The organism is Mesorhizobium sp. CA6 (assembly GCF_020165035.1).
Classification (GTDB): domain Bacteria; phylum Pseudomonadota; class Alphaproteobacteria; order Rhizobiales; family Rhizobiaceae; genus Mesorhizobium.
In genome coordinates, this window is sequence record NZ_JAIUHI010000007.1 from 286745 (window position 1) to 305191 (window position 18447).

20 protein-coding genes, 1 tRNA gene and 2 pseudogenes are annotated in these 18447 nt (G+C 64.9%); 16 read left to right on the forward strand and 7 right to left on the reverse strand.

Annotated features, from left to right (window positions below; genetic code table 11):
* Positions 1-167 precede the first annotated feature (167 nt).
* From LB526_RS13420 to LB526_RS13440, 5 genes and pseudogenes are all read left to right on the forward strand, one after another.
* Positions 168-1418: pseudogene (locus LB526_RS13420) on the forward strand (ABC transporter ATP-binding protein); the annotation flags it as partial.
* Positions 1419-1657: 239 nt separating this feature from the next.
* A complete protein-coding gene (locus LB526_RS13425) occupies positions 1658-2713 on the forward strand; it encodes an ABC transporter permease (RefSeq protein WP_224627982.1) in 1056 nt (351 codons plus the stop codon).
* Entirely contained in the window at positions 2710-3654 is a 945-nt protein-coding gene (locus LB526_RS13430) for an ABC transporter permease (RefSeq protein ID WP_224627983.1), read from the forward strand. The genes LB526_RS13425 and LB526_RS13430 overlap by 4 nt, the downstream gene beginning before the upstream one ends.
* 329 nt (positions 3655-3983) lie before the next feature.
* The gene (locus LB526_RS13435) at positions 3984-4133 is read left to right on the forward strand and encodes a hypothetical protein (protein ID WP_140544253.1); all 150 of its coding nucleotides are present in this window, start codon (positions 3984-3986) and stop codon (positions 4131-4133) included.
* 196 nt (positions 4134-4329) lie between these two features.
* Complete coding sequence (locus LB526_RS13440) at positions 4330-5268, forward strand: LLM class flavin-dependent oxidoreductase (RefSeq protein WP_224627984.1); 939 nt, start codon at positions 4330-4332, stop codon at positions 5266-5268.
* 1 nt (position 5269) lies between these two features.
* On the opposite strand, the gene LB526_RS13445 is transcribed toward LB526_RS13440, so the two are convergent.
* Positions 5270-6190: a sigma-70 family RNA polymerase sigma factor gene (locus LB526_RS13445; RefSeq protein ID WP_224627985.1), complete on the reverse strand. Its 921-nt coding sequence runs from the start codon at positions 6188-6190 to the stop codon at positions 5270-5272.
* Between the two features lie 92 nt (positions 6191-6282).
* Entirely contained in the window at positions 6283-6597 is a 315-nt protein-coding gene (locus LB526_RS13450) for a putative quinol monooxygenase (RefSeq protein WP_095770057.1), read from the reverse strand.
* A gap of 277 nt (positions 6598-6874) precedes the next feature.
* Between LB526_RS13450 and LB526_RS13455 the strand changes: the two genes are divergently transcribed.
* Positions 6875-7066 (forward strand): hypothetical protein, encoded by a 192-nt coding sequence (locus LB526_RS13455; protein ID WP_224627986.1) that lies wholly within the window; start codon positions 6875-6877, stop codon positions 7064-7066.
* Here the strand turns inward: LB526_RS13455 and LB526_RS13460 are convergent.
* On the reverse strand, positions 7029-7703 hold the full coding sequence (locus LB526_RS13460; protein WP_224627987.1) for a cysteine hydrolase family protein: 675 nt from the start codon (positions 7701-7703) through the stop codon (positions 7029-7031). The genes LB526_RS13455 and LB526_RS13460 overlap by 38 nt on opposite strands.
* A 226-nt stretch (positions 7704-7929) precedes the next feature.
* On the opposite strand from LB526_RS13460, the gene exbB reads away from it, so the two are divergent.
* The 5 genes from exbB (at position 7930) to LB526_RS13485 (ending at position 12527) form a co-directional block, all read left to right on the forward strand.
* Entirely contained in the window at positions 7930-8856 is a 927-nt protein-coding gene (gene exbB / locus LB526_RS13465; RefSeq protein WP_224627988.1) for a tonB-system energizer ExbB, read from the forward strand.
* A gap of 5 nt (positions 8857-8861) precedes the next feature.
* Entirely contained in the window at positions 8862-9368 is a 507-nt protein-coding gene (gene exbD, locus LB526_RS13470; protein WP_224627989.1) for a TonB system transport protein ExbD, read from the forward strand.
* Positions 9365-10357 carry a TonB family protein gene (locus LB526_RS13475; protein ID WP_224627990.1) on the forward strand — a complete coding sequence of 331 codons (993 nt, stop codon included), beginning with the start codon at positions 9365-9367 and terminating at the stop codon, positions 10355-10357. Before exbD ends, LB526_RS13475 begins: the two co-directional genes overlap by 4 nt.
* A gap of 182 nt (positions 10358-10539) precedes the next feature.
* Complete coding sequence (locus tag LB526_RS13480) at positions 10540-11934, forward strand: multicopper oxidase family protein (RefSeq protein ID WP_224627991.1); 1395 nt, start codon at positions 10540-10542, stop codon at positions 11932-11934.
* Between the two features lie 104 nt (positions 11935-12038).
* Positions 12039-12527, forward strand: coding sequence for a hypothetical protein (locus LB526_RS13485; RefSeq protein ID WP_140841915.1), 489 nt, complete (start codon positions 12039-12041; stop codon positions 12525-12527).
* A 33-nt stretch (positions 12528-12560) separates the two neighbouring features.
* Here the strand turns inward: LB526_RS13485 and LB526_RS13490 are convergent, their stop codons facing one another.
* Positions 12561-12740 (reverse strand): hypothetical protein, encoded by a 180-nt coding sequence (locus LB526_RS13490; protein WP_181174778.1) that lies wholly within the window; start codon positions 12738-12740, stop codon positions 12561-12563.
* 300 nt (positions 12741-13040) lie between these two features.
* Here LB526_RS13490 and LB526_RS29780 point away from each other — a divergent pair.
* Positions 13041-13322, forward strand: a pseudogene (locus tag LB526_RS29780) (AsmA family protein); the annotation flags it as partial.
* A gap of 408 nt (positions 13323-13730) precedes the next feature.
* Here the strand turns inward: LB526_RS29780 and LB526_RS13500 are convergent.
* The gene (locus LB526_RS13500) at positions 13731-14081 is read right to left on the reverse strand and encodes a hypothetical protein (RefSeq protein WP_224628005.1); all 351 of its coding nucleotides are present in this window, start codon (positions 14079-14081) and stop codon (positions 13731-13733) included.
* Between LB526_RS13500 and LB526_RS13505 the strand changes: the two genes are divergently transcribed.
* Entirely contained in the window at positions 14019-16073 is a 2055-nt protein-coding gene (locus tag LB526_RS13505; protein ID WP_224628001.1) for an AsmA family protein, read from the forward strand. The two genes, LB526_RS13500 and LB526_RS13505, sit on opposite strands and share 63 nt — an antisense overlap.
* 211 nt (positions 16074-16284) lie before the next feature.
* The gene (locus LB526_RS13510) at positions 16285-16617 is read left to right on the forward strand and encodes a hypothetical protein (protein WP_224531959.1); all 333 of its coding nucleotides are present in this window, start codon (positions 16285-16287) and stop codon (positions 16615-16617) included.
* Between the two features lie 205 nt (positions 16618-16822).
* Here LB526_RS13510 and LB526_RS13515 read toward each other — a convergent pair whose 3' ends face one another.
* Positions 16823-17266 carry a hypothetical protein gene (locus LB526_RS13515; protein ID WP_224531957.1) on the reverse strand — a complete coding sequence of 148 codons (444 nt, stop codon included), beginning with the start codon at positions 17264-17266 and terminating at the stop codon, positions 16823-16825.
* A gap of 178 nt (positions 17267-17444) precedes the next feature.
* Positions 17445-17520 (reverse strand) — tRNA-Ala (locus tag LB526_RS13520).
* A 165-nt stretch (positions 17521-17685) separates the two neighbouring features.
* Here LB526_RS13520 and LB526_RS13525 point away from each other — a divergent pair.
* The gene (locus LB526_RS13525; RefSeq protein ID WP_135888880.1) at positions 17686-17985 is read left to right on the forward strand and encodes a YggT family protein; all 300 of its coding nucleotides are present in this window, start codon (positions 17686-17688) and stop codon (positions 17983-17985) included.
* Positions 17985-18296: a DUF167 family protein gene (locus LB526_RS13530; RefSeq protein ID WP_224627992.1), complete on the forward strand. Its 312-nt coding sequence runs from the start codon at positions 17985-17987 to the stop codon at positions 18294-18296. Before LB526_RS13525 ends, LB526_RS13530 begins: the two co-directional genes overlap by 1 nt.
* Positions 18297-18447 lie beyond the last annotated feature (151 nt).

The window sequence follows — 18447 nt, forward strand, 5'->3', positions numbered from 1 at the left end:
GACGGTGTTCGATGCTTTCAGCGTTGAAAGTTGGCAAGGCCGCCGTGACATCTGATCTCCCCCCTTGAGGGGGAGATGGCCGGCAGGCCAGAGGGGGGTGCAGCGCTGCCCTCCGCGATTGGCCGGATCGCAAGTCAGGAGCACCCTTGTCCGCCCCACTCATCGAAATGCGCGGCATCACCAAGCGCTTCGGCGCCGTCAAGGCGAACGAGGCCGTCGACCTTAGCGTCGCGCCCGGCGAGATTCTCGGCCTGCTCGGTGAGAACGGCGCCGGCAAGACGACGCTGATGAACGTGCTGTTCGGCGCCTATGCGCCGGACGCCGGCGAGATCCTGGTCGAAGGCAGGCCGGTCGCCATCCACAATTCCGCCGACGCCTTGGCCGCCGGCATCGGCATGGTGCACCAGCATTTTCACCTCGCGCCGCGCCTTACGGTGCTGGAAAACCTTTTGATCGGCATTGCCGGCAGGTCCGGTCGCATCGACCGTGCTCGCGGGCTTGCCCGCCTGGACGAAATCAGCCGGCAATATGGGCTGAGCCTCGATCCGAACCTGCCGGTGTCGGCACTGTCGGTCGGCGAGCAGCAGCGGCTGGAAATCATCAAGGCGCTGTTTCGCGGCGCCAGGCTTTTGATCCTCGACGAGCCGACGGCGGTGCTGGCGCCGAGCGAGGTCGATGGCCTTTTCGCCGCCCTGCGCTCTATGGCGGCGCAAGGGCTCGGCATCATCTTCATCTCGCACAAGCTCAACGAAGTCAGGGCCCTCACCCATCGCTGCGTCGTCCTGCGCAACGGCAAGGTCGCCGGCCGCGTCGACCATCCGGCAAGCACCACGTCGGCGGAAATGGCCAAGCTGATGTGCGGCCACGAGATCGTGCCGCCGGTCAAGCAGGCTTCGACGCCCGGCGCCGCCGTGCTGACGCTCGACGGCATATCCACTTCCGCTCATGCCGGCACGCCGCTGCGCGAGGTCTCGCTTTTCGTCCGTGCGGGCGAGATCCTCGGCATCGCCGGCGTTTCCGGCAACGGCCAGCGTGCGCTCGCCGACGTCATTTCCGGCATGCTGCCACCGAAGGCTGGCACCATGATGATAGCCGGCAAAGCGGTGATGCAATTTTCGCCGCGCGAGCTGCAGGCGCTCGGCCTCGGCCGCATCCCGGAAGACCGGATGACCACCGGCCTCGTCACAAACCTGCCTTTAGCCGATTCCATGGTGCTGCCGCGTATCGGCACCAAGGCCTTCAGCCGCAAGGGCCTGCTCAACCCGGCCGCCATCCGCGCCTTCGCCGAGCAACAGATCAAGGCCTATGACATCCGCTGCCCCGGACCGATGGTGCGCGCCGGAGCGTTGTCCGGCGGCAATCTGCAGAAGGCGCTTCTTGCGCGCGAGCTCGCCTTCGACCCCAAGGTGCTGATCGTCTCGCAGCCGACGCGCGGCCTCGACATCGGCGCTGCCCGCTTCATCCACGAGAAATTCCTCGCCATGCGCGCCAAGGGCTGCGGCATCATCGTCATCGGCGAGGACCTCGAGGAATTGCTGATGCTCTCGGACCGCATCGCCGTGATGTATGAGGGCCGCATCGCAGGCACGCTTCCAAGCGCGGATGCCACCGTCGCAAGGCTCGGCCTGATGATGACCGGCGCGGAGGGGCACGCCTGATGTTCCGCCTCGAAGCCCGCACGTCGACGCCCGCCTGGTTCAACCTCGCGCTGCCGCTGGTCGCCATCGCCGCCACACTGATCCTGTGCAGCGGCCTGATCGCGATTGCCGGCGCCGGCGTCGTCGAGGCCTATGGCGTGATGCTGTCTGCATCGCTCGGCGACAGCTACGCCATCACCGAGACGCTGGTGCGCGCCGCCCCGATGATCTTCACCGGCCTTGCGGTGGCGATCGCCTTTCGCGCCAAATTCTGGAACATCGGCGCCGAGGGCCAGCTGCTCGCCGGCGCGGTGGCAAGCTGCTTTGTCGGCGCCATCCCGATGCCGGGCTATCTCGCCATGCTGCTGATGGCCCTTGTAGGCGCGGCTGCGGGCGCTCTCGTCGCGCTGGTGCCGGCGACATTGCGCGTCAAATTCAAAGTCGACGATGTGGTGAGTTCTCTGTTGCTCAACTCGGTCATCTATTACGCGCTGATGGCGCTGATCGAGGGGCCGTGGAAGGACACCTTTTCCGGCTATCCGATCTCGCCGCCGATCGAGGACTCGGCCAATTTCCCGGTGCTGATTGAGGGCACAAGGCTGCATCTCGGCGTCGTCGTGGCGCTGATCGCCGCACCCCTTTGCTGGTTCCTGATCGCGCGCACCACGCTGGGTTTTAGGATCCGCGTCACCGGCGAGAACCCGGAAGCCGCCCGCTATGGCGGCATCAACGTGCAGCGGGTGCTGCTGTCCACCGCGCTGCTCTCCGGCGCGCTGGCCGGGCTCGCCGGCGTCGGCGAGGTCGGCGGCGTGCACTTCCAGGTGATGAGCGACATCTCGCCGGGCTACGGCTATTCCGGCATCGTCGTCGCGATGCTCGCCAGGCTCAACCCGCTCGGCGTGGTGCCGGCGGCGATCTTCCTGGCCGCGGTCATGACCGGCGCCGAGGCGATGTCGCGCGCCACCGGCGTGCCGGCTTTCTTGAGCGACGTCATCCAGGGCACGGCGCTGCTGGCCATGCTGGTGGCGCTGCTGTTCACCGCCTACCGCGTCCGCCGCGTGGGAGCGCAGACATGAGCGCGGTGTTCGAGCAGATCTTCCAGGTCGGCTTTCTCGCCGCCATCATCCGCATCGCCACGCCGCTCGCTTTCGCCACGCTTGGCGAAATGTTTTCCGAGCGCGCCGGCGTGCTCAATCTCGGCATCGAAGGCATCATGCTGCTGTCGGCGATGGCCGGATTCACCGCCGCGAGCCTTGGCGGCAGCCTGTGGCTGGGCGTGCTGGTGGCCGTGCTGGTCGGGGCGCTGATGGGCGCGCTGCATGCGCTGTTCACCGTGGCGCTGGGCCTCAGCCAGCATGTCTGCGGCATCGGCGTGACCTTGTTCTGCTCGGGCCTCGCCTATTTCCTCTACCGGCTGATCTTCGGCCAGCAATCGGTGCCGCCGAGCATCGATGGCTTCAAGACGGTGCCGATCCCGCTGCTTTCGGACATACCGGTGCTCGGCCCGGCGGTGTTCAACCAGTTCACGCTGGTTTATCTGGCGATCATCGCCATCCCGCTCGCCGCCTCCGTGCTCTACCGCACGCCCTGGGGGCTGTCGGTGCGCATGGTCGGCGAGAATCCGCGCGCGGCGGACTCGGCCGGCGTCAGCGTGATTGCCACGCGCTTCCAGGCGGTGATCCTCGGCGGCGCGCTGATGGGCCTTGCCGGCGCCTTCCTCACCATGGCGCAGTTCAACGCCTTCACCTTCGGCGTCGTATCCGGGCGTGGCTGGGTGGCGATTGCTTTGGTCGTGTTCGGCCGCTGGGACCCCTGGCGCTCGGCGGGCGCGGCGCTGCTTTTTGCCTTCGTCGATGCGCTGCAGCTCAGGATGCAGGCGAGCGGCCTCGGCCACATCCCCTACGAAGCCTTCCTGATGCTGCCCTTCATCTTCACCATCGTCGCCATGGCCTTCATGTCGCGCAACGCGGTCGCGCCTTCGGCCCTGCTTAAGCCGTTCCGCCGGGAGGAGCGGTAGGCGGATGGCGCCCTTTCCTCTCCCTCCGGAGGGGAGAGGTGGCGCTGCGAAGCAGCGGCGGAGTGGGGGAACCACCTCGCAACCGCCGCGAGCGAAAGGGCACTCGGCGCACGAATCTCCTTGCACCGCGCCATGGGTCGACCCCCACTCCGTCGAGCGCCTGGCCGTTCTGGAACGAAGAACCTGGAACCGGGCATGCCGCTACCGGGCGAGAATGAAAAACCACAGATTGCATCCTCCCCAAAAATTTGTTCCAGAAACCGCCCAAAAATAACAATCGACAAAGTCTACTAGTTTTATAGATTAACGGTCGCGACGGAGGATCGACCATGTCCTACATTCAGAACGCCCAACGCAAAGGCCAGAGGCTTGCCGCCGACCAGAGCTGGAGGCCCGCCTATGGCGGCACGTTCGCCTATCTCGTCTTTGCGCTTGCCTTCGTATTCACCGGCGCCGTCGTTTTCGGGATCATCCCCTGACTGAGCCGGGGCCAGAGCAATTCCAGGAAAGTGCGATCTTTTCCGCCCGGAATTGCGTAAAACAAAGGCCCCGCCCTCCAAAAATCTGAGTTGAGTAATCGGAGCTGAAGAAGGCCGGCGCGCTGTCGCGCGCCGACGAGATGGATTTGACTCGGGGTTCGGGGCGGGGCGACCCAACGTGATGGAGGAGATGGCAATGCCGATCGAGTTCACGCATGTTCCAGGCAAGCCTGCCAATGGCAGCTTCTTTTACGATTTCGCCGAGACGGCGACCAAATTGTCGCTGATCGAGGACGCCGGCTTTCGCAAGCTGGTGGTGGACGATCCGGCCGGACTGCTTGCCAACATGGATATCGCCGCGCAGACGCTCGACCGCACCGGCTCGCTGGAGGTGGTGCTGACGCATTGGGCCGGCGTTATCGAGCCGACGGTAGCGGCCAGGCAGCTCGCGGCGCTCGACTGCAGAGGCGGCGGGCGTGTGTCGCTTCGCATGCTGAGCGAGCCGCTTGAAGACAGCGATGCCGAGGCGCGGCCGGTCGGCCACAGCGTCGTGTGGCAGCGCATCGACGAATATCTGGTGCTGCTGAAGCGCCTGTGGTCGAACGACAGGCCCTTCGACCATGAGGGCGCCTTCTACAGCGTGCGCGGCGGCTTCGTGCCGCGCAAAGGTCCGCACGGCGCCGACCTCGTCATCCGGCTCGGCGGTCAGTCGGGCACCGCGCTGAAGGTCGCCGGCAAGCATGCCGATGTCTTCGAGCTGGCCGCCGGTTCGCCCGACGAGGTGAGGCAATTGATGGAGCGCGCGCGCAGCGTCGCCGCCGAGCACGGCCGCGGCGGCAGGCTGCGCTTCGCGCTTCCGGTGCGCATCCGCCCGGACGGCTGGACGGGCGCCTCGGATCACAAGGCGGTCGAGATTGTCGGGCCGCCGGCGCGGCTCGCCTTGGCGCTGTTGCCCTATGCGGCGCTGGGCGTCGAGGAGTTCATGATCGGCGGCATCGACCGGCTGGGCGAGATCGCTCGCATCGGGCGCGAGACGATCACGCTGGTCGCGAATTCGCTGGCGCGACGCGAGACGGAGGTCCCGCAGCCGGGCGCGTTTGCCTCGCACTCTTTTGCGCAACGCTGCGCGTCCTAGACTAAGATCGCTCCGCGTCGGAATAGTCCAGGCCGTCCATCACGTAATCCGCGAACAGGAAGTCGCGGATGCCGGCGATCCGGCCGTTCTCCCATTCGATGAGGATGAAATAGCGCGGCGGTCCGTCCGGACGCTCCGGGCTGGTGACCAGGATGGCTGGCCGGCCTTCGACAAGCCCAGTTGTGAAATGCCAATGCGTCTCGTCGGCATAGCGGCCGAAATAATTGCCGACATATTCCTTGCCGTCGGCGCGCAGGCGGTTGACCAGCTCCAGCTTGACGTCCTCGGCCAGCAGGCCGCGCAAGGCATCGAAGTCCCTGGCGTTGAAGGCGGCCACATAGTCGCCGAGGCGCCGCATGTCGTGTTGGTCGAGCGCCGGGCGGGGCGGCGCGATGCGCGGCGCGGCCGCCAGCTTGCGCAGGCTCTCGCGGCCCCGCTGCAGCGCGCCTTTGATCGCGGTCTCGGAAGTTTCGAGGATTTCGCCGATCTCCTCCAGGCTGTGTCCAAGCACATCCTTCAGCACGACCGTGCATCGTTGCGCCGGCGGCAGTTGCATCAGTTCGGCCAGGCTCGCCTCGGCGGCAATGCGAGCATCCAGCGCCGAGTTCTGGTCGGCGATCGTGTCGAGCTCGACTTCGCTTTCGCGCCCCCGCAGGCGGGCCCGCTTGCGCAGGAAATCGAGGGCGGCGTTATGCGCGATGCGAAACAACCAAGGCTCGATCTTGTCGGGCATGTCGCCATTCCTGATCGCCACGAAGCCTTTTGCCAAAGCCTCCTGGACGATGTCTTCGCCATCGATGACCGATCCGACCATGCGCGACGCGTAGCGGTGCAGCTTGGCTCTCAGCGAAGCGGCATCGCGCTCGAAGGCGCGAAGCCTGGTCTCGGTTGCCGCAACGGACTGATCGTGCGAACCGGTCACGCTTGCTCTACCTCTTTGTTTGACGCAACTCCGGACGGAAGGTCGGCGAAAGGCGCCGAACCCAACCGTTTCACACTTTTCCTGGAATTGCTTCAGTTCTCCACTCCGCCCGTATGGGAATAAGTCGTGTGGCCCATCATGGTCTCGCCGGAGGCGAGCTCGACGATGCTCTTCATGTATTCGCCGAAGCGGGGATCGCCGCGGAAGGCCGCGATGTCGTCCGCCGAACGCCATTGCGAGATGTTGGCCACCTTGCTGCCGTCGACGCCGATCACCACGGATGACGACAGCGAGCCAGGCTGCCTGCTGAAGAAACTCCTCGTGCCCTCCGCAAGCGTGTTGGCGAGTTCCTGCTGCTTGCCCGGCTTGGCGGTGAAGACGTTGATCAAGGTCACTGTGGTCGACATGGCTTGGCTCCGTTTGTCCTGAGGGCGGAGGCCGTCTTGGCTCTCGCACCCATTACGACCCTCAAGACGAAGCCCGAACCGAAAACGGAACGGTACACGCAAAAGTTTTTCGGCAATCAATCAAGTTCGCGATCCGGACGCTGCCATGGACCTATATCGAGCGGCCGCCGCGCCCGTGAGTTCAGAAAAATTTATCCCTCGCCGTTCCAAAAGCCATCCGCGTTTCGTCTTGGTGAGTGTCGGGCTGCGAACCCGGCATCAACCAAGGGAGAAGCAAATGTCGATCCTGTCATCCATCGCTCGCATCGCGGCCGAATACACCGCGACCCGTGCCCGATATCGGGCAGCGCGGACGCTTTATCTGCTGCCACTCGACATCCGCAAGGATATCGGCTGGCCGGAACCCGGCGATCCGCGCAATTCCGAAATCCTCAGCTCGCCACGACCGCGAGCCGTGATAGCGCGCTGATGACGGCCGCCGAGTCCGCCAGCGCACCGAAGACGCCGTCCTCGACCGTCACCATATGCAGTGCGGCTTCATGCGCATATTGGTCGCCGCTGGCGCAGGCGTCCGAAATCGTCAGGCACTGGAAGTTGCGGTCGCAGGCCTCGCGCAACGTCGTGTGCACGCAGACATCCGTCGTGCAGCCGGTGAACAGCAGATGCGTGATGCCGCGCGCCCGCAGAATGAGCTCGAGATCCGTGTAGGTGAAGGCGCTGTTGCAGGTCTTGTCGATGATGATGTCTCCAGGCGCCACCTCGATGTCGGAAACGATCTGGAAACCCGGGCCGGAGCGCAGCAGGACATCGGTGCCGTCGAGCCCCGCCCGCTTGCGGCGCCATCTTTCATAAGGCGTCATATCGGCCATGTCGGGGCGATAGCCTTGCCTGGTGTGGATGACGGTGAGGCCGGCGGCACGGGCCGCGGCAATCAGCCGGTTCACCGCAGGCAGGATGGCTCGCAGCGGCGACGGATCGTAGCCCTTCCTGGCGAAGTAGCCGGTCGGCGACAGGAAATCCTCCTGCAGGTCGATCGCCAGCAGCGCCGTGTGCTGCGGCTCCAGTCTGCCGTCATAAGGGAAATCGAACGGTATCGCCTTGATCATTGGCTGCCAGCTCTTCTTGCTCCATGCGCATCGTGCCCGGCAACCGTCTTGCGGTCCAGGCCCGCAGCGTGCTCAGGCGGGCATAGGCGCATTATGAATTGTGGAGCAACATAGTCATCTTTATAGTTGACTCGCAAACTCAGGTTTCATAGTCACCCGGCATGGCTCGCCCTGCGCCTGTCCGTATGGCGGCCGCCGCATTGCAATGATGAAGCGAGGACGAGCCTTGTCCCGAAACAGCCTCTTGGCGGCGCTGGCCGCGTCGCTCATTCTTTCGGCTGGTGTCGCCGCGGCGCAGGGACGATCGCCTGCGCCGGTCGAGCAGGCGCCGGCCGCTCCAACCCCGCAGACGCCCCCGGCGCAGGCGCCCGCCGCCACGTCGGTCGCTCCAGGCATTCGGCCGGCTGCGAACGGCACCACGAGCGAAGAGCCTTCCATCTCGCTGACGCTGCCGCATGACCTGTCGCCCTGGGGCATGTTCATGAATGCCGACATCGTCGTGAAGGCGGTCATGGTCGGGCTGGCCTTCGCTTCTCTCGTCACCTGGACGATCTGGCTCGCCAAGTCGCTGGAGGTCTTCGCCGGCAAGCTGAGGGCCCGTCGCGCCGCCGATGCTGTCGGCAATGCCGCGACGCTGATGCAGGCCGGGCGGGAACTCGGCCACAGCGGCGGCCCGGGCGCGCTGTTGGTGCGGGCGGCCGAAGAAGAACGGGCGCTTTCGGCCGGCGCGCTCGACCATGCTTCCGGCGACGGCCTGAAGGAACGCGTCGCCTCCCGGCTTGCGCGCATCGAGGCGGCGGCGGCCCGGCGCATGTCGCGCGGCACCGGCCTGCTCGCCACCATCGGCTCGACGGCGCCCTTCGTCGGCTTGTTCGGCACCGTATGGGGCATCATGAACGCCTTTATCGGCATCTCGCAGGCGCAGACCACCAATCTGGCCGTGGTAGCACCCGGCATCGCCGAGGCGCTGCTTGCGACCGCCATGGGCCTTGTCGCGGCCATTCCGGCCGTCGTCATCTACAACATCTTCGCGCGCTCGATAGCCGGCTACAGGCAGATCCTCGCCGACGCTTCCGCGGGCGTCGAGCGGCTGGTCAGCCGCGACCTCGATTTCCGCACGGTGCCGCCGGCAACGGCGATCGCGGCGGAGTAGCGGCGATGGCGGCGCGGATTCGCGAGACCTCCGGCGACGATCTCGAGGAAAGCCACGACATCAATGTTACGCCGTTCATCGACGTCATCCTGGTGCTGCTGATCATCTTCATGGTCGCAGCACCGCTCGCGACCGTCGATATCAATGTTGACCTGCCCGGATCGACGGCGATGCCGGCGCCGCGGCCCGAGACGCCTTTGTTCCTGACGCTGAAAAGCGACCTCACGCTGGCGGTCGGCAATGACAGCCTGCCCCGCCCGGCCTTTGCCGCTGTGCTCGACAGCCGCACCAAGGGCGACAAGCAGACGCGCATCTTCCTGCGCGCCGACAGGACGGTCGGCTATGGCGACCTGATGGAGGTGATGAACCTGCTGCGTAGCGCCGGCTATCTCAAGGTCGCGCTGGTGGGGCTCGAGACTACGTCGGGCAGTGCTGGCGGACCGGCCGAGTCTGGAGCTCCGGCAACTGGTGTAAACTCGGCGTCGGCTCCGGGTGACGGTTCAGCGCCATGACGGTCGCCGCGCTTTCCCGCATTTCGCAGCCGCGCTTTGGCGCGCGTGAGGCCGGCCTGTGGACGAGCGCCGCCGCGATCATTCTGGCCGCGCATGTGGCGGTTGCGTATGCGGTGCAGAATCTGAGCTTCGCCGAGATGCAGGATGGCGGTCCGCCGCCGGCGCTGGCGGTCGAGATGGCGCCGCTGGCCATCGCCCCCGCCGTGCCGGAAGAGGCGGCGATGCCGGACACGGTGACACCGGAGCCGCCCGATGCGGCGGAGGAGACGGAAAAGCCCATCGACGTGAAATCGGTGATCGACCCGGCGCCGGTGGCCGAGCAGACCAAGCCCGTCGCTGAACAGCCCCTCGATACCGACGACACGCAGGAGGCCAAACAGGCCGCTCCCGCCAAACAGGCCGTTGCTGCCCTGAGCGAGCGGCCGCCGCTGGACGAGGTCGTGCCCGATCCTGTCGAGGCGATCGCGCCGGACGTCGTCATTCCCCTGCCGGTACCGAAACCTGCGGAAGCGGAGATGAAGGCGCAGAGACCGGTCGAAGCCAGGAAGAAGGCCGAGAAAAAACTGGTCGAGAAGCCGAAAGAACGGGTGAAAAAGGAAAAGGCGCCACCGCCAAAGGCGACGACCACCGCCAGCATCGACGCCAAGGCGGCGGCGAAGACGGCAGCACCGCAGTCCTCGAATGCGGCGCCGCGCTCCAGCGTCGGCCCGTCGCGCTGGAATTCCAGCCTGGCGGCGTGGATCAGGCGGCACACCCGCTATCCGAGCGCGGCGCGCTCCAGGCGGGCGGAGGGCACGCCGAGCGTGACCTTCACGGTCGACACCTCCGGCAGGGTGGTCTCGGCCCGGCTGGCGCGATCCTCGGGCGATGGCGATCTCGACCGCGCGGCGCTCGGCGCATTGCAGGGCGCCTCGGTGCCGGCGCCGCCGGCGGAGCTCGGCCCCCGCGTCACCCGCACCGCGCCCTTCGTCTTCAGCCTGCGGGACTAGAGCAATTCCAGGAAAAGTGTGGGCGGTTTTCCGTCCGGAATTGCGCAAAAACAAGGAGATAGGGCGTTTCGCCGTTTCCATGAAACGGTGAAACGCACTAGGCCGGCGCGCCGGATGGTGGTAGGCGGCTCACTGGTTCAGCTCAATTCCAACGGCCGAGGCATCCTGCCGACGGAAACCATATGACGACATTCACGCGCCGCGCCCTTCTCAAAACCACAGCTGCCGCAGGCCTGGCCGGCATCGGCGCCGCGACTGTCGGCAGATTGGCCGGCTTTGCAGCCGCCAAGTCGGCCCCGCTGATCCTGAAAACCGCGAACATCGAGGCGCAGCTGATGGACGGCGCGCCGACGAAGAATGTGCTGACCTACGCCGAGGCCGGCATGCCGCCGGTCGTCAGGATGAGGAAGGGCGAGCCGTTTGCCGCGCGCTTGATCAACGGCATCGACGATCCGACGACCATCCACTGGCATGGCATCCGCGTTCCCAACAAGATGGACGGCGTGCCGTTCCTTGTGCAGCCCTATGTTTATCAGGGCGATCATTTCAACTATGAATTCACGCCGCCCGACGCCGGCACCTTCTGGTACCACCCGCATTGCAACACGCTGATCCAGATGGGCCACGGCCTGACCGGGGTGATCGTGGTCGAGAACCCGAACGATCCGGCCTTCGATGTCGAGATGGTGGTCAACTTGCGCGACTGGCGGCTCGGCGACGACGGCCAGTTCATCGAGCCGTTCCGGCCGCGCGACGCGGCCAAGGCCGGCACCTTCGGCACGGTGCGCACCGCCAATTGGCAGGGCCAGCCGCAATTCGATGCGCCGGCCGGCGGGCTGGTGCGGCTGCGCGCGGCCATCACCGACGTCACCCGCATCTATGCCTTCCGCATCGACGGCGCCGAGGCGACGGTCATCGCGCTCGACGGCAATCCGGTGCCGCAGCGTTTTACGCCGGATGCCTTGCAGCTGGGGCCTGGCCAGCGGCTGGAGCTTGCCATCCGCATGCCCGACGAGGAGGGCGCGATCGCTAGCCTGCGCGATGTCAGGGGCACCAAGCCGAAAATCCTGGCGACGCTGCGCTCGGTCGGCAAATCGCTCAAGCACGATCTGCGCGATCTCGGCCCGCTTGACGCCAATCCCGTGTCGGAGGTGGACCTGACAAGCGCCAAGCGGATTCCCCTGGCGCTGAGCGCGACGGCCGAGAACGTTGCGGCCGACGGCATTTGCGGCTCGCTCGGCTACAGTTTCTGGGCGATCAACAAAGTGCCGTGGCCGGGCGACACGCCGGACCCGACCGCGCCGCTCGCCGAACTGAAGCGCGGCCAGAGCTACATCATCGACATGGAGAACCTCACCCCGCACGCGCACCCGATCCATTTGCACGGCATGAGCTTCAAGGTGCTGTCGTCATCGACCAGGGCAGTGCAGCCGCTAATCTCCGACACCTATCTCATTCAGCCCGACGAGAAGGTGCAGCTCGGCTTCGTCGCCGACAATCCCGGCGATTGGCTGCTGCATTGCCACATCATCGAGCACCAGAAGACCGGCATGACGAGCTACTTCCGGGTGGTATGAGCGCATCGGCGCGGAAGGCGTCGGCATTCCGCGGGTTGACGCGTTTGGCCGATTGCCTAGGTAGGCAGGAGGGCGCTGGGGCGGCACACAACTCCGACGACGGCATGACATCCTTGCATATTCGAAAACTTGCCTTTGTTGCGGCAGGCATCTCCACCCTGTCGTCCTGCGTCATCCCCGACGATACGTCGAGCATCGCCAAGGTCGACGCCACCACGGCCGCTGCCCGCAAGGAGATGGTCGGTCTCAGCGAGGCCGATGTCCGCATGTGCGCCGGCTTTCCGACCGCGACGGCCGACACGGGGCCTTCCGGTCAGATTTGGACCTACCAGCGCACCGTGCAACGCGGCAATCTCAGCATCGCGGTGCCGACGATGGCCGTGGGCGCGATTCCCGCGGTCGGAGGGTCGGTCAACGTCGCCCCCGGCGGCTATTGCAATACGCAAATACGCATGCTCAACGGCCACGTCGCAGAGGTGGCCTATGCCGGCGACAATAACTTGCCGAACAGCCGTGACGCGCTATGCGTCAGCACCGTGGACGCCTGCGTGGCCTATGCGCGCCAACGCAAAGCAACACCAGTCTCCAGGTGAGGGGGGCGAGGCCGGTCCGAGACTCCGCTTGTGTCAGCGTCCTCCGGGGTGTATGGCGCCAGGCTCCTTTTTGGAGGCGTCGGGCGAAACATGCCGGCCCATGTCTCTGCCGGTTTCGGGCGGCGGGACATCCATCAGGTTTCTGACCTTGGCGTTGTTGTGCGCGTGGATGATGGCGCGGCTCAAACGAAGCAGGGTTCCGAGCGCAGACATTGGCACGTCCTCCATTTGAAATGGCTGATATGTCGGCGGCGGGTGCCGGAAAAATGCGCCCGGTCTGTTTCACGCGAATGGCTCGGAAACCGGCTGACCGTTTCCAAACCCTTTCGTCTGGAAACACTTGCGTGCAAATGGCTGCGACCGCGATAGACCTCGACGAAAGAGCCGACGGGCTCCGCGGAACAGTCCGAAATTCGTCCGGCGCGGGGCCCATGTTTCGGCAGGATTCAGTCGCGCGCCAGAAGCATGTATGTTTGACGATACTGATTCTTCCGATCGTTTTGGCTGGTCGATGTGAGAAAAATCGTCGCTGCACTCACCGTAGCCGTCGTTCTTGTCGTCGGGCTGCTTTTCCTTCTGCCCGCGCTTGTTTCAACCGACTGGGTTCGTGCCGAACTGAGCCGGCAACTGTCAGCCGCAACCGGAATGACAATTCGGCTGGACGGACCTGTCAGACTATCGCTGCTGCCCAAGCTGGCGGTGGTCGCGGACGATATCTCGCTTTCGACCGGCACGGGCGATATCGCGATATCCGCTCCGCGGTTCTCGACTTCGATAACGCTGTCGTCCCTATGGTCGAAAAAGCTTGAGATACAGTCCGTCGCGCTGGCGGATCCGGCAATCGCGCTCAAGGCTTCGGCAAACGTGGCGTCAGCTCCGGAACCGAAGGATGTACAGGCCGATCCGTTCGCGGCGGTTGTCGATACGCTCGAGCGGCTGGCGATCAACCAACTGACGATAACGAACGGCACCCTCACCTCAGGCGCGTCGACCGGCAATTCCGCTGAGGTGACAGCAATCGACGCCGATCTGAGGGTTCCGGACCTCGACCGGGAGGTCTCGTTTTCATTGGCCGGCACCAGCGGCGGCCGTCGCGTTGAAATGAGCGGGAGCCTTTCCGCCTTGAGGCCGATCCTGAAACGGCTGCCGGCCCAGATCGCCATCGAGGCGGGTCTCGATCCGGCGCCGGTTGCCAAATTCTCTTCATTGCATGCGAGTGGAGAGATCCAGCTCAACGGGAACGGCAGTTATCAGATCAAGGGCGGAAAGTTCGATGTCGGCGACCAGAGCTTCCAGATGGACGCGCTCTTTCAGCCCGGGGCGCGGCATCGCTTCTTCGCCGACCTGGCGGCAAAGCGCGTCGATATCGACGCCTTGAGCGATATTGGAAAGGGTGGTTCCAGCGCGGGCAAGGTTTCGGCCGGCTCCGGCGAGCCCGACCTCGCGATGCTCTCTGCGTTCGACGCCGACATCAGCGTCGCCATCGATGAATTGGTCGGCGGCAAGATACGGGCTTCCGATGTCCAGCTCGCCGCGACGCTGCGCGACGGACATATCGAGGCAAAGCTGGAGCACTTCGGCCTCGATGCGGGAAGCGTTACCGCGAAAGCCTCGACGAATGTCGGTGAAACGCCTCCGACCATACGCGGCAATATTGCGAGTTCAGGGCTGGATATCGGCTCTGTAGCGAAGCTGGCCGGACAATCCGTGCCGTTGTCCGGCAAGCTGACCGCCGATATGGGGTTCGCTTTTCGCGGACTCACCGCAGAGCGCATACGCAGCAGCGTCAATCTGCAGGGAACGGTCGGAATTCGGGAAGGCAAGCTTCCGCTCGCAGCACTTGCCGAGGCCCGGACGGCCGACGACATCACCGGGCTCAATCTTGACGCGAAGGTTCACGATGTCGGCAAGCCGGTCGATTTGACGGGCAAGCTCGTCTGGCGGAGACAGGCCGTGACGTTCAAGTCCCAGCTCGCGCCTGCATCCTTTCTGGCCAGCGGCTCCGTTGCCGATGCGTCCGGGCCGATCAGCCTTTCGGTTTCCTCCAAATACCTCGAAGGCAGCATAAGCGGCGCTGCCGGGGGTGGCGGCACGTTCAAGGGTCAGGTTTCGGTCACATCGGCCTCGGTCGACAAGCTCATGCAATGGCTGGGGCAGAGTGCTTCCCACGGTCTGCGAGACTTTGCCTTCAAAGGTGACGTGGACGCCGGGCGAGGACAGCTTTCCTTTCAGAAAGCCTCTGTTGCCTTGAACGGCGTCAAGGCGTCGGGCCAAGGCTCGATGAAACTTGGGGCGCCCCTCAACATCCGGACGTCGCTCAATTTCGCGAAGCTTGACTTCGCGGCGTTCGCCGGCGGCGGCGAGCCTGCCACGGGAGGAACGCAGAAGCCGGACGGCGCCACCGACGCGCCAATCGATCTCTCCTTCCTCAAGGGAATTGACGCCAAGGTGGACATCCAGGCCGACAAGCTCGGCTATGGAAAGGTCTTCGCCGGGCCGGTGGCGACCACTCTGGTGATCGCCGATGGCAAGGCGCACCTGAACGTGCCGCAAAGTCCCTTCTACGGCGGCACGATTGCCGCGGAAATGACAGCCGACGGCTCCAACGACGCCGCTTCCCTGACGCTGAACACTGCGATCGCCGGCGCGGCCGCGGCCCCCTTGCTCCATGACGCGGCGGATTTCGACCGCATCGAAGGAACGCTCAATGCGACGGTCGCGATTTCAGGCTCGGGAAAGACCACGAAATCGCTTGCCCGCTCCCTTGGCGGCAAGGCGGCGGCAAAATTCGGCGACGGCGCCTTCCGCGGCATCGACGTAGAAGAGGTCTACAACAACCTGGTCGGGCTGCTTTCCAGCGGCTTCAAGCAGGATCAGACCAAGAAGACGACGTTCACCGAACTCGGCGCCTCTTTTGCCATCGAGAACGGCGTCGCGCAAACGACGGACATCAGCCTGCTGGGTCCGCTGGTACGAATGGACGGCTCGGGCAAGATAGACTTCGCCGACCAGACGCTCGACATCCGTCTCAACCCCCGCGTCGTTGCCTCGCTTGCCGGGCAGGGAGGCGACGTTGCCGTGAATGGCATCGGGGTGCCCATCGTGGTCCAAGGCCCGCTGTTTGCGCCTCGGGCCTATCCGGACCTGAGCGCATTGGCCAAAGACCCGCAGGGCGCGCTGGATATGTTGAGCCGCCTTGGGCTGCCGACCGGGAAACTCAATCTCGACAAGCTGATCCCGGGCCAAACGGGCTCGAACGGCGACGGTTCCGGCAAGGGAGCGGCGGATCTGATCGGCGATCTTCTGCGCAACGCCGCACCCCGGCCCAAAGCGCCGCCCGCGGCTCCGGAACCCGCCGTGGCGCCAGACACCGGCAATACGGATAATGCGCCGCCGCCAGGTTCGAACGCCGGCGGCGAGGCCGAAGCAGAGATCACCGCGCCGGCGGCTGAACCCGCTTCCGCCGACCCGCAGGCCGCCCCTGTTTCGCCCGAAGCGCCAAAGAAAGGGGAAATCGACACGCTTCTCGATCAGCTGGCGAATTAGCGTTATGGGATGCGTCGGGTCGCCAAGGATTGCGTGAAGGACACCGGCGGCTCCGTGGACTTCAAGCCTGAAGGCGGGTTTGGGCATACCGGCGCAATACATGATCTAACGCTCATATGTGCGGCCGCAAATCAAAGTGATCTCGGCCGCCGCAAATCGTACCCAATCAGGACGTTCTTCCGGCCTTAATCTGCACAGATTGGAGAGGCCGATGAAATTGTCTGTTCTTGCCCTTGCCGGCACCATGCTGGCGGTGATGCCAGCGGTCCATGCGGCGCCGATGATTGGCATGCCGGCCAGGAATGGCCTGGTCCAGCAGGCGCATGTCACATGCGCCTACCTGACCGAGGACGGCTACTGCGTGCGGCCGCACAAGAAGCACAAATACTGGAAGCGCCACCACTACGACCGGCCTGCCTATCGCACCTATGAGCGTCAGCTACCGGACGAGGATTATTGGCGCTATCAGCGTCCGCGGCCGATCATCCGGGTCGTTCCCGACTATCCGCAGGACGAAGACAATTGGGATGACTGGGACGATTGAGGCGAGCCGCCCTTCATTGGCAAGCGGGATGCCTGCAGGCCCGCTATTCATCAGAGCGGACACCCCCGCCATTGGTCTGGCAGGTCGGCGGAGAGGTCGACGAAACTCGCCGTCTGGCCTGCCCGGCGCGACCTTGTCGTTGACATTGCGCGCCCGGGCACGCCTGAACCGGCCCATCCGGGAATAACGGATGGAGTTGGGGCTCCTACCTCTTCAGCGCGATGCTCATGCCGCTGAGGTCGGCGTTGACCTGCAGGCCCACCTGCCGGCCGGTGAGCTCGAGCTGGGCGCCCTTGTCATTGGTCATGACGATCACCTGGGCGCCTCTGCCGAGCGCGCCGCCGCCGCCGGCCGCGCCGTAGACGCCCGTCACATCGCTGGCGCGTCGGATGTGGCGCACCCTGCCCTGAAAATAGGTCTTGGATGCGCCGAAGGCCAGGCCGCCCGAGATGCCACCGATCGAGATCGGATAGCGTTTGCCATGGAAGGTCAGCGTGCCTTCCCCGCCGGAGCCGCCGATGAAGAAGGCTGCCTTATAGACGGAGAAGCGGATCGTGCCGCTGTCGGCATGAGCGGCGCTGGCAACGCTGACGCTGGCGGCAGCAATGGCCGCAACCGCGACTGAACGGAACCTGGACGAAATCTTCATGATGGAGAACTCCTCAAGCATCGCCGCTTACCCAGCCGGCCGGGGAATATCAGCTTCAAAAGTATAGCTGAACCCTCTTGCCCCTCCATTGGTTCCAAGCACGCGGCCCGAAATCCGGCAGTCACAAAATGCTGAGCGAGGAGGCAAAAGCCGATGAGAAGTACATGCGTATGCTGGCTGGTGGAGCTGAGGGGGATCGAACCCCTGACCTCATCATTGCGAACGATGCGCTCTCCCAGCTGAGCTACAGCCCCGTTCCAGCGGATCGGCTTGTATCGGTCGCGGCCGTTTCATGTCAAGGCGAAAGACCGGCAGGCGACGAGCACGCTGACTGGTAGGCCTTGCCCGCCAGTCAAGCCCGCGGGCTTGCCCGCACGCCGAGCAATGGCTACATGTCGGCGACAATTTTGGAGACCGGCATGATCGCCCTTATTCAGACCATCGTCATGGCGCTTGATATCTACTGGTGGATCATCATCGCCTCGGCGATCTTTTCCTGGCTCTACGCCTTCAATGTCGTCAACTCGCGCAACCAGTTCGTCGGCAGCGTCGGCAATATGCTCTATCGGCTGACCGATCCGGCGCTGCGCCCGATCCGCCGCTTCATGCCCGATCTCGGCGGCATCGACATTTCGCCGATCATTCTTTTGCTGATCATCTTCTTCATCCGGCAGTTTCTGGTCACCACCGTCTGGTCCTGGGTCGTGACCGGTGGCTGATGAGCACGCCGTTTCGGCTGCGTGAGAACGGCATCGACCTCTTCGTGCGGTTGACGCCGAAGGCGGCGCTCGACCGGATTGAAGGCGTCGAGACCGCCGCCGACGGGCGCAATCATCTCAAGGCGCGCGTGCGCGCCGTGCCGGAGAACGGCGCCGCCAATACAGCGCTGGAACGGCTGATGGCCAAGGCGCTGGGTGTGCCGGTGTCGGCCGTTTCGGTGGTCGCGGGCGGCACATCGCGGCTGAAGACGCTGCGGGTCGTGGGGGAAGGGGCCGAGCTGGCGAAAAGCGTCGAGGCTCTGATCGGATAATCTAAATTTGAGATGCAGGCGGGACGGCGCCCCCTCTGTCCTGCCGGACATCTCCCTCGCTTGGCTACGCTATGCACACATCTTCTGTGACTGGCGCGACTGATCAGGCCGAGGCTTGATTGCCAGGTGGTTCCCCCAATCCGTCGCTGCT

Coding starts and splice junctions, on each gene's coding strand:
- LB526_RS13490 (WP_181174778.1), bottom strand. CDS start 12,740: ATGTCTGCGCTCGGAACCCTGCTTCGTTTGAGCCGCGCCATCATCCAC.
- LB526_RS13455 (WP_224627986.1), top strand. CDS start 6,875: ATGTCGATCCTGTCATCCATCGCTCGCATCGCGGCCGAATACACCGCG.
- LB526_RS13460 (WP_224627987.1), bottom strand. CDS start 7,703: ATGATCAAGGCGATACCGTTCGATTTCCCTTATGACGGCAGACTGGAG.
- LB526_RS13480 (WP_224627991.1), top strand. CDS start 10,540: ATGACGACATTCACGCGCCGCGCCCTTCTCAAAACCACAGCTGCCGCA.
- LB526_RS13500 (WP_224628005.1), bottom strand. CDS start 14,081: ATGTCCGTCGCGCAGCGTCGCGGCGAGCTGGACATCGGAAGCCCGTAT.
- LB526_RS13475 (WP_224627990.1), top strand. CDS start 9,365: ATGACGGTCGCCGCGCTTTCCCGCATTTCGCAGCCGCGCTTTGGCGCG.
- LB526_RS13425 (WP_224627982.1), top strand. CDS start 1,658: ATGTTCCGCCTCGAAGCCCGCACGTCGACGCCCGCCTGGTTCAACCTC.
- LB526_RS13435 (WP_140544253.1), top strand. CDS start 3,984: ATGTCCTACATTCAGAACGCCCAACGCAAAGGCCAGAGGCTTGCCGCC.
- LB526_RS13485 (WP_140841915.1), top strand. CDS start 12,039: ATGACATCCTTGCATATTCGAAAACTTGCCTTTGTTGCGGCAGGCATC.
- LB526_RS13510 (WP_224531959.1), top strand. CDS start 16,285: ATGAAATTGTCTGTTCTTGCCCTTGCCGGCACCATGCTGGCGGTGATG.
- LB526_RS13430 (WP_224627983.1), top strand. CDS start 2,710: ATGAGCGCGGTGTTCGAGCAGATCTTCCAGGTCGGCTTTCTCGCCGCC.
- LB526_RS13515 (WP_224531957.1), bottom strand. CDS start 17,266: ATGAAGATTTCGTCCAGGTTCCGTTCAGTCGCGGTTGCGGCCATTGCT.
- exbD (WP_224627989.1), top strand. CDS start 8,862: ATGGCGGCGCGGATTCGCGAGACCTCCGGCGACGATCTCGAGGAAAGC.
- LB526_RS13525 (WP_135888880.1), top strand. CDS start 17,686: ATGATCGCCCTTATTCAGACCATCGTCATGGCGCTTGATATCTACTGG.
- LB526_RS13530 (WP_224627992.1), top strand. CDS start 17,985: ATGAGCACGCCGTTTCGGCTGCGTGAGAACGGCATCGACCTCTTCGTG.
- LB526_RS13440 (WP_224627984.1), top strand. CDS start 4,330: ATGCCGATCGAGTTCACGCATGTTCCAGGCAAGCCTGCCAATGGCAGC.
- LB526_RS13450 (WP_095770057.1), bottom strand. CDS start 6,597: ATGTCGACCACAGTGACCTTGATCAACGTCTTCACCGCCAAGCCGGGC.